General features: G+C 46.9%; 14 protein-coding genes. 4 read left to right on the top strand and 10 right to left on the bottom strand.

Going from position 1 to position 12,239, the window contains the following annotated elements; all coding sequences use genetic code 11:
* Positions 1–247: 247 nt before the first annotated feature.
* The 4 genes from G548_RS0116470 to G548_RS0116455 all read right to left on the bottom strand — a co-directional run bounded on the left by G548_RS0116470 (position 248) and on the right by G548_RS0116455 (position 4,783).
* Positions 248–910: a type 1 glutamine amidotransferase domain-containing protein gene (locus G548_RS0116470; protein WP_022795248.1), complete on the bottom strand. Its 663-nt coding sequence runs from the start codon at positions 908–910 to the stop codon at positions 248–250.
* Positions 911–1,064: 154 nt separating this feature from the next.
* Positions 1,065–2,507, bottom strand: a complete 1,443-nt coding sequence (locus G548_RS0116465) for a YfcC family protein (protein ID WP_022795247.1) — start codon at positions 2,505–2,507, stop codon at positions 1,065–1,067.
* 223 nt (positions 2,508–2,730) lie between these two features.
* Positions 2,731–4,206: a Na+/H+ antiporter NhaC family protein gene (locus tag G548_RS0116460; RefSeq protein WP_022795246.1), complete on the bottom strand. Its 1,476-nt coding sequence runs from the start codon at positions 4,204–4,206 to the stop codon at positions 2,731–2,733.
* A 154-nt stretch (positions 4,207–4,360) separates the two neighbouring features.
* Complete coding sequence (locus tag G548_RS0116455; protein WP_022795245.1) at positions 4,361–4,783, bottom strand: universal stress protein; 423 nt, start codon at positions 4,781–4,783, stop codon at positions 4,361–4,363.
* A 238-nt stretch (positions 4,784–5,021) separates the two neighbouring features.
* Between G548_RS0116455 and G548_RS0116450 the strand changes: the two genes are divergently transcribed.
* Positions 5,022–5,489 carry an NUDIX hydrolase gene (locus tag G548_RS0116450; protein WP_022795244.1) on the top strand — a complete coding sequence of 156 codons (468 nt, stop codon included), beginning with the start codon at positions 5,022–5,024 and terminating at the stop codon, positions 5,487–5,489.
* A 36-nt stretch (positions 5,490–5,525) separates the two neighbouring features.
* On the opposite strand, the gene hemG is transcribed toward G548_RS0116450, so the two are convergent.
* On the bottom strand, positions 5,526–6,911 hold the full coding sequence (hemG, locus tag G548_RS0116445) for a protoporphyrinogen oxidase (RefSeq protein ID WP_022795243.1): 1,386 nt from the start codon (positions 6,909–6,911) through the stop codon (positions 5,526–5,528).
* Positions 6,912–7,093: 182 nt separating this feature from the next.
* Here hemG and G548_RS0116440 point away from each other — a divergent pair, with 182 nt between their 5' ends.
* The gene (locus G548_RS0116440; RefSeq protein WP_022795242.1) at positions 7,094–7,915 is read left to right on the top strand and encodes an SDR family oxidoreductase; all 822 of its coding nucleotides are present in this window, start codon (positions 7,094–7,096) and stop codon (positions 7,913–7,915) included.
* A 96-nt stretch (positions 7,916–8,011) separates the two neighbouring features.
* Here the strand turns inward: G548_RS0116440 and G548_RS0116435 are convergent, their stop codons facing one another.
* Positions 8,012–8,197: a hypothetical protein gene (locus G548_RS0116435; RefSeq protein WP_022795241.1), complete on the bottom strand. Its 186-nt coding sequence runs from the start codon at positions 8,195–8,197 to the stop codon at positions 8,012–8,014.
* 144 nt (positions 8,198–8,341) lie between these two features.
* Entirely contained in the window at positions 8,342–8,896 is a 555-nt protein-coding gene (locus G548_RS0116430) for a phosphatidylglycerophosphatase A family protein (RefSeq protein WP_022795240.1), read from the bottom strand.
* Between the two features lie 127 nt (positions 8,897–9,023).
* Here G548_RS0116430 and G548_RS0116425 point away from each other — a divergent pair, with 127 nt between their 5' ends.
* Together G548_RS0116425 and G548_RS0116420 are read left to right on the top strand one after the other, a co-directional pair.
* Positions 9,024–9,749 (top strand): alpha/beta hydrolase, encoded by a 726-nt coding sequence (locus G548_RS0116425; protein WP_022795239.1) that lies wholly within the window; start codon positions 9,024–9,026, stop codon positions 9,747–9,749.
* Positions 9,750–9,765: 16 nt separating this feature from the next.
* Positions 9,766–10,197 carry a GNAT family N-acetyltransferase gene (locus G548_RS0116420; RefSeq protein ID WP_022795238.1) on the top strand — a complete coding sequence of 144 codons (432 nt, stop codon included), beginning with the start codon at positions 9,766–9,768 and terminating at the stop codon, positions 10,195–10,197.
* A gap of 10 nt (positions 10,198–10,207) precedes the next feature.
* On the opposite strand, the gene G548_RS0116415 is transcribed toward G548_RS0116420, so the two are convergent.
* From G548_RS0116415 to G548_RS18570, 3 genes are all read right to left on the bottom strand, one after another.
* Entirely contained in the window at positions 10,208–10,507 is a 300-nt protein-coding gene (locus G548_RS0116415; protein WP_022795237.1) for an HNH endonuclease, read from the bottom strand.
* Between the two features lie 53 nt (positions 10,508–10,560).
* Positions 10,561–10,785: a hypothetical protein gene (locus G548_RS0116410; RefSeq protein ID WP_022795236.1), complete on the bottom strand. Its 225-nt coding sequence runs from the start codon at positions 10,783–10,785 to the stop codon at positions 10,561–10,563.
* Between the two features lie 98 nt (positions 10,786–10,883).
* On the bottom strand, positions 10,884–12,239 hold a 1,356-nt coding region (locus G548_RS18570; protein WP_040881250.1), incomplete at its 5' end, for a PTS sugar transporter subunit IIABC.

Raw genomic sequence — 12,239 nt, 5'->3', positions numbered from 1 at the left:
TCGGGGATCATGGGTTCCAAACTCATTGGAATCGGGAAGCTCTGTGTGTTATCATCGGTAAACATAAGAAATCATCCTTGTCGTATGGAAAGTGTCGTGACTTCACCATATCATCGAAGGATGATTTCTTTCTTTATTTGCGCACAGAAAAGGGGGCTGTCCTATTTTGGGACAGCCCCTTTTCTGTAAAAATGCCCCGGCCTCCAACGCGGTTGGAAGGGCCGGGGCTCTGTTTTTTTGGCCAGCCTTAGCTGCCTAATTTTTGAACGAATTCTTTAGCTACGGCTTCTGTCGATTGTGGGTTTTGTCCCGTGATCAGGAAACCATCGGATTCCACGTGTTCACTCCAGTTTGGTGCCGTAACGAATTCGGCTCCAAGCTCACGTAGACGGCTTTCAAGCAGAAACGGCATGTGAGCTGTAAGACCGGTATCTTCTTCCTCAGAGTCCGTAAAAGCGTTCACCCGCTTACCGGAAACAAGCGGCTCCCCGTTTGAAAGAGTAACGTTAACTAGCGCCGCCGGTCCGTGGCAGACGGAAGCCACGTACTTGTCCGCTTCATAAAATTCACGGATCAGTTCCTGGACTTTTTGACTTTCCGGCAGGTCAAACATCGCACCGTGTCCGCCAGGAATAAAAATAGCATCAAAATCTGAAGCAGAAACGGTATCCACCTTCACTGTTTCTTCGAGATATTTCTCTGCATCCAGGATTTCCTGGCGCGTTTCCTGCTGCACGCTTCCTTCATCAATCGGCGGCTTGCCGCCGTCTACACTTGCGATAGTTACATTGTAGCCTTTGTTTTGAAATTCAATATACGCTTCCGCGAATTCGGAAAGCCATATGCCTGTTTTTGCTTCATTGTTCACTTTGGAATGACTTGTTACAACCATTAATACGTTTTTTGCCATGACGATTGTCACCCTTTCCACAATTACTTTCTGATTTAGCCTGAAAGAATGTAAAGATGCTTTTCCTCTCTCCCATCTTTTCAAACATCCTTCAAGCTGATGCAGAACCTATTGTACTCATATCCGGCAGCCATGCAAAGCAAACTGCTCACGCTCAGCCGTTCCACTGCAGCAGCTGGGCACCTGTTAAAAAGATTATTGCGATACCCATCCAGATGAGAAGGAGGGGAAAATAAAATTTCACCCATTTGTGCCAGGGCACGCCGGCAAGCGCGAGGGTTGCCATGAAATAACCGGAGGTTGGAAAAATAATATTACCTAAGCCGTCCCCCAGCTGATAAGCAAGTACTGATGTCTGCCGTGTCACTCCAAGAAGGTCCGAAAGTGGAGCCATGATTGGCATTGTTACGAGTGCCTGACCGCTTCCTGATGGCACAAGGAAGTTAAATAAAAATTGAATGACAAACATTCCGACAGCGCTGAGTACAACTGGCATACCACTTACTGCTGTGCCCAGGCCATGGACAATGGTATCCATAATCTGTCCTTCCTCCATCACTACGGCTACCGCTCTTGCTACACCAACAATCATTGCCCCAACCAACACGTCCCGAAAGCCTTCATTAAAACCATCGCATACCTGAGTCGGCGTCAGCCCTGCAATCATACCGACCACGATGCCCATTATGATAAACAATCCAGCCATTTCAAGCATGAACCATCCCTGGGCAAGTACTCCGTAAACAAGTATTCCAAAAAATATGAAAATAAATGCGGAAGCAATTTTCTGCCGTTTATGAAAAGTATACGTTTTTGTATCATTCGTATGCAGGTATAATGATCGTTTTTCTTCGTCTTCTTCATAGGTCAGGCTCATTTCCGGCCGCTGTTTTACTTTTCTTGCGTACCTGATCACCCAAAGAATTCCGATAACAGCCAGTGTCAGGAATAATGCGATACGCAGCCCAAGCCCTGAGTATAATGGTACGTCTGCTACCTGCTGGCCAAGCCCAGTGTTAATCGGATTCAGAAAACCGGCGGTAAAACCTGCAGTAGTAGCGATCAGTGCAATAGCCGCCGCGGTCACTGAGTCGTACTTTAAGGCGATCATCAGCGGCAAAATAACAGGCACGTATACAAGACTGAGCTCCTGGGTGCCTATCAGGCTGCATATGAACGCAAAAACAAACATCAATACAGGTACTACCGCAAGGCTTTTGTTTGAAAATTTTCGCGTTAACCGATCCACGGCGATTTCAATAATACCGGTGCGGCGAAGCACCATAAACATACCGCCAATCACGAAGGTGAAAAATACTACTTCAGCTGCAGCCACCAGACCATTCGGCACCGCAAGCATAAAATCAACGATTCCTATTGGGTCAGAAGCAATCTGCTGGTAAGAATCCGGATCAATCGTTGTTCTTCCTTCCGGTCCGGGGATTTCCTCAAATGTCCCGGCAGGAACTATGTAGGTGGCAATCGCTGCTAAAGCAGTAAAAATGAATAAAATGACGTAAATATGAGGCATTTGAAACCTGCGTTTTTTCTCAGGCTGCGGCTGCTGCATTTCCATCTCTTCTGTGCGATCTTTCATTTATTCTCCACCTTTTTTGAATTTCTTACGTTTTATATTAGAGAATTCAAAGGCAGAGTTCATTGGTTATTCTGATTAAAATTAGAAACTTTTTTCATGTATTTTCACTAATTTTTTTCATCCTGGTATTCTTGTTTCGCAGATAATATAACAACAGCCTCTGTTTTTCAAAAATTTCCCGTAAACAAAACAAAGCGCGCTGCCGAAGCAGCACGCTTTTGGTTTATTCCGAAGGACGTTCGCGGAGTTCTTCCCCGTTCTTTCCTTCGTAGCGGCGTCCCCATCCGGTAATCGCTGCAAGCAGCATTATCAGGACAAGAAACCACCCCTGGAAGACGAATGGAAATACTGCAGTAGGCTCGACCACCGGCAGCCAGTTATACTGCTCCTGCATCGTCTGGATCGTAGACCAGCCAAGAAGCACCGGAGCTCCCCACGGGAAAATGTAGCCAAGCGCAGATGTTACTGCGTCAAGCAGGTTCGCCCGGCGGTAACGGTGAATCCTATACTTTTCCCCAATATCCCGGACAAACGGGGCCGCTGCAATTTCTGCAGCTGTGTTAATGGTAATGGAACTGTTCAACAGAGCTACAATGCCCCACATTGAAAGCTCTGCCCGGCGTACGGAATTTTTAATCCAGCGAACCAGGCCGTTGGTAATCGCCTGCATAGTTCCGCCGAGCCTCATCAAATAAGCTGCTGCCACAATTAATAAAATCAAAATGGCCATGTTCACATAGCCGGTGATACCATCGATTAACGCCCCTTCGACTACAGCATCTGCTTTAGGGTTAAAACGAATGATGTCCGAAAACGAACCAAGACCGGAAATTACGATTAACGGAATGGCAGACACAATTCCCCACGTTAACGAAGTGATTAAATGCTGGCCGGATAATGCCAATATAAGCACGAGTAAAAATGGCAGAAGCATAATCAGGCCACCCGGTGATACGTCTTCCACCACGCTTGCTGTGGAAACACCGGAGGCAGCACTGCCGTCTCCCCCGCCAAATATCGCAAATAATACGGCACTTGGTATGGCTGCTGCAATGGCGTACTTAAACCTGCTTCGCACCACGCCCGGCACATCTGCATTCTGCGTTGTCGCTGAAACGATCGTAGTATCGGAAACCGGTGCAAGGTTGTCGCCAAACACTGCACCAGCGAGTATCGCAGCAAACAGCAGCACAGGATCTGCTCCTGTAGCTACGCCGGCCGGAAACATCAGTGTACAAAACGCCACAGTCGTGCCGTAGCCGGTGCCGACTGCTGTAGAAAAGACTGCAGCAAGCAAAAAGGTGACAGCGGTGAACAGGCCGCCGGTCACGCCTGTGGCTATCCCTGTCCATACAAGCCCTTCTACCAAACCGCCTACCTGAAGCACCTGTGCAAACATTCCTGCATAAAACCAGGCTACCATGGCGATTACCCCGATAGGCTGGGCCAGCCCGTCAAACAGCCCCTGGGCGTAGTCTGCCCACCGGCTTTTACAAAACAGCATGCCAAGGGTCAGTCCGATGACTGCCCCCAGCACCAGTCCGATCTCAGAAGACAGCTGAAGGACACTGGTAGTGATCGCCCAAACAACAAAAAACAACAATGGAACTGCAGCTCCAAAAGCCCCAAGCCTGAAATCCAAATTTTCGATAGATTTTGCCCCTACGGCTCTCTCTAACTTTTCTTCCTGTTCTGCCATGTGGAAAACTCCTATGTATAATATTTATTCAGCACGAAAACCATTCTACCACTCCTGTGCCTGTTTGTAATGGACAAACGTACACCATGAAAAGAATTTCGCAAATAAAAAAGCCGCCTGTAAAAATGGCAGCTTTTATGTCAGTATTACACAATTATTTTACAACAAGCACAGGATGACGGATCTGCTCCACGATTTTTCTGCTTACGCTGCCAATAACCATTTTCTGCAGCGGGTTCAGCCCCCTGCTTCCCACGACAACACAATCAAATTCATATTCGTTCGCGTACTCACTAATAGCCGCTGCCGGATCTCCGTGGAGCACCACTTTTTCTGTTCTTATTCCTTCTTCTCCCAGCCGTTCGACCGCCGGCTGCAGGATTTCTTCTTCATTCTGCTTCCGGATGTACAATTCGTGTTCGCTGAGTCTGCTTGATTTCGTCTGCGCGGAGGTCGTAGCATAAACTACCTCCACATAAACTTCGGAAAGCTCCGGCGCGATGCTTTCAATCGCTTTTTCCACTGCACGGGCCGAGTGTTCAGAACCGTCTACTGCAATTAATAATCGTTTAAACATACAAGTGTCCCCCTGTAACTTCGCTCTCGATTTCCTGCTTTTAATTTATTGTTCCCGGTTTTTAATCAGTTTATACGGCGTTTTTCCTGCAATGACGGCGAAATTTATTCACATCTTGAGTTTATTGATTCTTTTACTTTAACATACCATATTTTTACGTATGAATATGGATACTGTTTTTCTCCTGTTCATGTTTTCATGATATGGTAGAGAAAACGCTACGGGGAGGGAGTTTCGTGTGGGATATGTAGAAAACTTAAGGCGGCTCGTCGGAAAAGAAACAGTAATTCTTGTTGGCGCTCTCGTTATTGCAGAAAATGATGAAGGCCGTATTTTACTTCAGGAAAGAACCAACCCCCCGGGGAGCTGGAGCTTTCCCGGAGGTTTAATGGAGCTCGGGGAAGCAGCCGAAGAAACAGCCGTGCGTGAAACCCTGGAAGAGACCGGTCTCATAGCCGGGGGGCTCCGCCTGTTTAATGTTTATTCCGGTGAGGACACGTTTGTGATTGCACCGAACGGGGACCCTTTTTACTGTGTGATTATTGCCTATACCGCTGAACATTTGGAAGGCACCATCCAGCCCGACCCTAATGAGTCAGCATCGGTGGCTTTTTTGGATCCTTCAGCCCTGCCTGAAACCATCGTAGACGGCCAGCAGACAGTTATGAAGGAGTACCTGCGAAGCAGGCATTCGGTTGATACGTAAAGAAGCACGCCTTTTCCTACTGGAGGAGGCGTGCCTTTAAATGTCTTTGTACAGAGCTTCAGCAGTATTTATCCCGTTTTGAATGCACGCCCCGATACCAACCCCGTAATACGAGGCACCGGCTACATACACGCCTGGAAACTTCTCCTTCAGCAGCCTTTCAAGTTCTTCGACAGCTGACTGATGCCCAATATGATAATTTGGCATCAGCTGTTCCCAGTCTGTTACTTCAAGTCTTGTCGGCTGCTGTTCAATATGAAGACTTTTTTTCAGGTCATTTAGCGCTGTCTGCTTTATCTGTTCTTCTCCGCCTTCCTGCATTCGCTGATACGCAGGCTTGGAGCTTTTGTAAAACAAACGCACCAGCACATTTTCCCCTTTCGAAGTATGGGTCCATTTCCGGTTGCTCCAAGTGCATGCATTACATTCAAGGTCGCTGTTTTCGGAAACGATAAACCCTGTCCCGTCCTTTGGCAGACTGTCCGGCGGCAGGGAAAAACCAGCATACACGCTTAAAAGGGACGAAGTCTGGAACTGGTTAAATATCTTTGTCATTTCTTCATCCTGCAGTATATGTGCTGCAGTCCGGTGCGGCGCAGCTATAACTACAGCATCTGCATCCAGGCTCTCTCCGCTGTCGAGCTTCACCTGATACGCTTCATCCTTCTTCTTAATATGCTCCACCTGCTGTCCTAACAGCACCTCTGTGTCGGTTAATTTTGAAAGCAGCGCCTCCGGCAGTGAAGACAAACCATTTCGGAAGGAAATGAATTTTTTTCCTCCTCCCGCTCCGAACGCTTTTTTGTTTTTAGCAATTCCCCGCATGATGCTTCCAAACTCATTTTTATAATCCACTAAATACGGCAGCGTCGATGCCATGGTAAGTGAGTAAATGTCCCCCGAGTACACGCCGGATAAAACCGGTGCAATTTGGTTTTTCACCAGTTCACGGCCTAGAAAGGATTCGAGGAACTCCCCTACCGAGCTTTCTTTCGTGAATTTTTTATTCTTTTTCACGTAGTCCCCAAGTGCCTGAATCTTTCCTTTCCAGGAAATAAGCGGACTTTTTAAAAGCGACCCTGGTCCCGATGGAATGCCAAAGACGGCATCCTTCGGAAGCGGATACAGCTGGTCTTTTACATAAAGATAAGACACTCCGGTGCTGTTATACACCATCTCTTCTTCAAGCTCCGTCTCTTTAACTAATGGGAGCACCGCGCTGTGTCTGGCTACAACAGAATCAGCCCCCGTCTCCATAATAAAATCTTCATGATGGACGGTCCGTATTTTACCGCCTGCTTTGTCTTCTTTTTCTACAAGGGTCAATGTAATGTCACTGTTGCTTTCCAATTTCCATTTCTGCAGGTAATACAGAATAGTAAGTCCTGTAATTCCCCCGCCGACTACAGTAATACGTTTCATCAGTCTTCCTCTTTTCTGCGTTCTAACGGTTTTTATACTCTCCTTAAAATTATGCCGCCGTTTTTTATTTGATGCAAATATATAAAATAATCTCATGCATTCGTTTACAAATGTTTACAAAGAGACAGGAACAGGTATTGGTATCAGGCTGATACTTGCTATTTTAGAAAGGAGAAGTACCTATGGAAAAATTAAATGGAAAAACAGCAGTTATAACTGGTGCAGCTAACGGGATTGGAAAAGCCACTGCAGCAGTGTTTGCAGAAGAAGGAGCAGAAGTCGTTTGCGCTGATGTGAATGAAAGCGATTTGCATGAGACTGTCTCTTCCATCAATAATAATAACGGCAAAGCCGCTTCTGTTAAGCTTGACGTTTCAAGCGAATCAAGCGTTCAGGAGTTTGCAGAACATATGAAAAACACCTACGGGACAATCGATATTTTGTTCAACAACGCCGGTATTGATCAGGAGGGAGGCAAGCTTCATGAATATCCGGTCGAATTGTTCGACCAGATTATGAGTGTTGATTTGCGAGGAACCTTTTTAGTGAGCAAATATATGATACCGTTAATGCTTGAAAAAGGCGGTTCTATAATTAATGTCTCTTCCATGTCCGGACTCGCTGCCGACCTGGACCGTTCCGGCTATAACGCGGCCAAGGGCGGTATCACAAATATGACAAAAGCAATGGCAATTGATTACGGGCGTAATAAAATCAGGGCGAATGCCCTGGCTCCCGGTACCATTGAAACTCCGTTGATTGATGATCTTGCCGGAAGCCGGGAGGAAGAAAGCGGCCAGCAGTTCCGCGAGGCCCAAAAATGGGTGACTCCGATGGGACGCCTTGGAGACCCAAGGGAAATGGCCACGGTAGCTCTTTTTCTTGCCTCGGACGACAGTTCTTTTGTTACCGGGGAAACTATTTTAGCTGATGGTGGGCTGATGGCCTACACCTGGCCGGGCAAAATGCTGTTTGAACAAGGATGGAAGGAGAGCACCGAATAGCTCACCATAACTAAGAGCCGTTTTATGTCCGGGACATAGAACGGCTCTTATCTTTTCTTATTCAATCTATTTTTTATAAAGCTGTATGTGTAAGCTTTAAGCTTCATCGTACGTATATCGCACCACGTATTTATTGGAGCGCAGTTTTCTTATTTCTACGAGCGGTCCCAGTTCATATCCGTTGTGCCAGTTTTCTTCCAGCTTTGCTTTGAGGCAGCCGGCCTGAAACTTTGAGTGGAAGGTCTTTTTCCAGTATATCCAGCGTGGTTTGGTTTCTTGCACTAGAATTTCTACTCCTTTATTGTATATTTAAGATTGCTTTTTCTCTTCATAATTGTACTCCCAATTGCTTTATTTGTTAAGCACAATGATTATCCGCACAAAAACCCCGCAGCCAAAAAACTGCGGGGGTACTCACGATTTCTTTCAGCCGATCAGTTCTTCATCTTCCCGGTGTTTAATCTGCCTGCTCGTGCGCTCTTCTTCCTTGTCACGCATCCGGTGGGCAAGACGAGCAGAAGCACTCGATGCAATGCTTGCGACCAGATCATCTAAAAAGGTGTGCACTTTGTCTTCGCTTGTGTCCAGTTCGTTAATGATGCCGTCTTTGGCTTTATCCAAATATCCAAATGTAGTAACGGCTATACTCCCGAACCCAAATACCGAACCAAGCGCCACTGTCTCGTCAATCCCAAATAAGCCTTCATCTGTATCAACCAGCGACTGCAGCGGCTCGGACAGCTGGTTATTTTCAGCCAGCTTGTCGATTTCCACGCCCACCAGGATAGCATGCTGAATTTCCCTTTTATACAATACAGCATCCACGCTTTCCAGGCAGTCATCCATCGTCAGATTAGGAGCATATTTTGCCTGCATATTATATACGATATCTGCAATGTCCTGAAGGGAAACTCCGCGCTCCTCGAGCATATCCCTTGCTGCTTTTTCTACTTTTTCACTTGATACTTTTTCTTTAGTCATATTGCTGCCTCCTTTGTCGAGTGCAATCCGGAATACATAAAAGCCCTCAAAATTATGTTACAATAGCTATTGCAACAATAAGGGACTTCACTAATACTATTTCCCTATGAAAGGATTGTGAAACGTCATGGACGGTACCCAGCAGGATGTCACATTTCACAGTGAAATATTGGATCACTCTTTTGATTTACGTATCTACACCCCGGATGGATTCACTCCTATGTCTACATATCATTTAATTATTGCCCAGGACGGCAAGGATTACTTCCGGCTCGGCCATTTAGTCCGCTACGCAGAGCAGGCGATGGAGGAAGGTGCTCCCGACACCGTAATCGTAGGCGTCCCCTATCCTTCTGTGCGCCAGCGCAGAAACTGGTACCATCCCGATGAGGACGGCCACACTGATTACCTTCAATTTATGGCCTCAGAACTCCTTCCATTTATGGAAAAAGAGTATCACGCGGAACCCTCGCCTCAGGCAAGAACACTGCTTGGCGATTCACTCGGCGGCACGGTGTCTTTAATGGCTGCTCTTAGTTATCCTAACATTTTTCAGCGGGTCGCGATGCATTCACCGCTTGTTAACGACACAGTATATAGCGCACTGAAAAACTCGGAGGACTGGCCTTCCTTTACGATGTACCACACTATTGGTACAGAAGAGCAGGAAGTAGATACGACGGCCGGTACGGTCGAAGATTTTCTAAAACCAAATCGTGATCTGTATGAGTACCTTTCGGCCAAGGCGTCCCACTATCATTATAAAGAGCTCGAGGGCGGGCATTTATGGAAGGTGTGGGAGCAGGACGTGATTCATTCGCTTGCTTATATGTTTGATATTGAACTAGATTGAGAAAGGACTGCGTTTTATGATTGAAGTGTATGAAGTCAGTAACAGGCAGCAGCTTGAAGATGCCTTCCGGATCCGTTTCGACGTTTTTGTCGAGGAACAGAACGTGCCCGAGGAAGAAGAAATTGATGAATTTGAAGAAGAGGCCGTCCATTTCGTCGTATATGACGGCGACCAGGCAATTGGAGCATCGCGGCTCCGGTTTGAAGAGGAGTATGCTAAAGCGGAACGTGTATGTATTTATTCCTCCTTCCGCGGGACCGGAAGCGGCCGTCTGCTCATGCAGGCCATGGAATATAAAGCACTGGAGATGGAAAAGTCCGTCATGAAGCTCAATGCACAAAAATATGCTTCCGGCTTCTATCAATCCCTTGGCTACGAAGTCACGTCCGGAGAGTTTATGGATGCCGGCATTCCCCATGTCGAAATGAAAAAGTCACTTAGCTGGTGAGCAGAGATGCTCACCCTTTTTTCGTTTTTGACCGTCGTACCTTCACCCTTTTTTCTCCCCGCTGCTTTCGTATCCATTTAATAAACCGCCAAATTTTTTCATCGGCCCGCAGCTGTTCGATCGTGTTCAGTCTTACGGCCAGCTCTTTATTGCTGTACAAAGCATGTATCTGGCGGTGACAGGCTTTGCACAGCCAGGCAGTTGCACCGTGCGTTCCTCCTTCATCCTTTGGCACCAGGTGGTGTACCGTGCGCTCGACTTCTTCTCTTCCGCAAAGCTCGCACGTGCCCACTGATTTCGCCTGTTTCAACTACTTTCCCTCCTTTTTCGCAATAAAAAGAGAACTGCCGGACGGCAGCTCCCTCAGGCAAGCGTATGAATGCGCCGACCTTTCTTATTTTCTTCTTTTAAAATACGCTCATGCCTCTTTTCGAGTGCTTTATATGCTTCCTGCTGCTCACTCGAATATCGTTTCGGCTCTACCGGCTGCACCCGCTGAACGCGGTGTACGCCCGGCTTTGCCGGCGGCTGTTGGCGGTTGGCATAATTAACGGCTGATGCATTAATATATGGAACTACAAGTGCCATGTTCAGACCCTCCTCCACTGATTACAACCATGGATTGCTGAAAAAATGATCACTAGTATTCTTTACCCTTTTTTCCCTATATTAAGCATTTCAGACCGTTATTTAATTGTAACAATACCGTCTTCCTCCGCCCGGACCGCTTTTCCACTCTCTACGCTGACAGTATATTCTTTATCCAGATTGGTGAACACTATTGGTGTCGTTGTGGAAGCTGCTTCCTGACGAATTTTCTCAAGGTCAGCTTTAACAAGTATATCCCCTTGCTTTACTTTATCATTTTCTGCGACATAGACCTCGAAGCCTTCCCCTTTCATATTAACCGTGTCCAGACCTATATGAATGAGAATCTCTGTGCCTTCATCCGTCTGCATCCCTACAGCGTGTTTTGTTGGGAACACAGTAGTAATAGTGCCGTCGGCAGGCGCATGGAAGGTGCCTTCTTCCGGCACAATTGCAAATCCATCCCCCATCATTTTTCCCGAGAACACTTCATCCTCCACTTGATCGATTCGAATCAACCGTCCGGCGGCTGGGCTTGTAATCGACATGGCCTGGATATCTTCAGCAGAAGCAGTAGCCATTGCTGTAGCCGCTGTTTCTTTTTCTGCTATCGGTTCAGGCGTTTTTCCTGCAATAACGTCCTGCATCTGAGACTTAATTGCATCTGATTTCGGACCAAAAATGGCCTGAACGTTATTGCCAACTTCCATTACGCCGGAAGCTCCGAGGGCTTTGAGCTGATCTTTATTCACTTTATCTTTTTCATTGACGGTGATCCGGAGCCTTGTAATGCAGGCATCCAAATGTTTTAAGTTCTCCTGGCCCCCAAATGCGGCGATGATTTCTCTTGGCAGTTCATCGTCAGAAGCTGAACCAGACATTCCAGCGGCGCCTTCTGTGGCAGCTTCGCGCCCTGGAGTCATCAGGTTGAATTTTAGAATCGCAAATCGGAAGCCGAAGTAATAAATTAACGCAAAGCATAGTCCAACCGGAATAACGAGCCACCATTCTGTGCGGTTTGGTACGATGCCAAAGAGCAGAAAGTCGATAACCCCTCCGGAGAAGGTCATGCCAATTTTGACATCCAGCAGCTGCATGATCATAAAGGAAAATCCAGCAAAAATCGCATGAATCGCAAACAAAAGTGGCGCTACAAACAAAAAGCTGAACTCAAGCGGCTCAGTAATACCTGTCAGAAATGACGTTAATGCCGCTGAACCCATAATACCTGCAACCATCTTTTTATTTTCCGGACGGGCACAGTGGTAAATAGCAAGCGCCGCAGCTGGAAGACCAAACATCATGAACGGGAATTTCCCAGTCATGAAAGTTCCGGCAGTAAACGGCACCCCGTCTTTCATTTGTTCAAAGAAAATCCGCTGGTCGCCATTGACCGTTTCTCCTGCCTCGTTCACATAGCTCCCAAATTCGAACCAGAACGGTGAATAGAAAAT

It is taken from the genome of Marinococcus halotolerans DSM 16375 (assembly GCF_000420725.1).
GTDB classification, from domain to species: domain Bacteria; phylum Bacillota; class Bacilli; order Bacillales; family Marinococcaceae; genus Marinococcus; species Marinococcus halotolerans.
The sequence above is the reverse complement of the archived record's forward strand: the minus strand, read 5'-3'. Positions and strand labels throughout refer to the sequence as shown.

Bases quoted from the DNA above. Each gene is read 5' to 3' on its own strand.
- G548_RS0116470 (WP_022795248.1), bottom strand. From the start codon at position 910: ATGGCAAAAAACGTATTAATGGTTGTAACAAGTCATTCCAAAGTGAAC.
- G548_RS0116465 (WP_022795247.1), bottom strand. From the start codon at position 2,507: ATGAAAGATCGCACAGAAGAGATGGAAATGCAGCAGCCGCAGCCTGAG.
- G548_RS0116460 (WP_022795246.1), bottom strand. From the start codon at position 4,206: ATGGCAGAACAGGAAGAAAAGTTAGAGAGAGCCGTAGGGGCAAAATCT.
- G548_RS0116455 (WP_022795245.1), bottom strand. From the start codon at position 4,783: ATGTTTAAACGATTATTAATTGCAGTAGACGGTTCTGAACACTCGGCC.
- hemG (WP_022795243.1), bottom strand. From the start codon at position 6,911: ATGAAACGTATTACTGTAGTCGGCGGGGGAATTACAGGACTTACTATT.
- G548_RS0116440 (WP_022795242.1), top strand. From the start codon at position 7,094: ATGGAAAAATTAAATGGAAAAACAGCAGTTATAACTGGTGCAGCTAAC.
- G548_RS0116430 (WP_022795240.1), bottom strand. From the start codon at position 8,896: ATGACTAAAGAAAAAGTATCAAGTGAAAAAGTAGAAAAAGCAGCAAGG.
- G548_RS0116425 (WP_022795239.1), top strand. From the start codon at position 9,024: ATGGACGGTACCCAGCAGGATGTCACATTTCACAGTGAAATATTGGAT.
- G548_RS0116420 (WP_022795238.1), top strand. From the start codon at position 9,766: ATGATTGAAGTGTATGAAGTCAGTAACAGGCAGCAGCTTGAAGATGCC.
- G548_RS0116410 (WP_022795236.1), bottom strand. From the start codon at position 10,785: ATGGCACTTGTAGTTCCATATATTAATGCATCAGCCGTTAATTATGCC.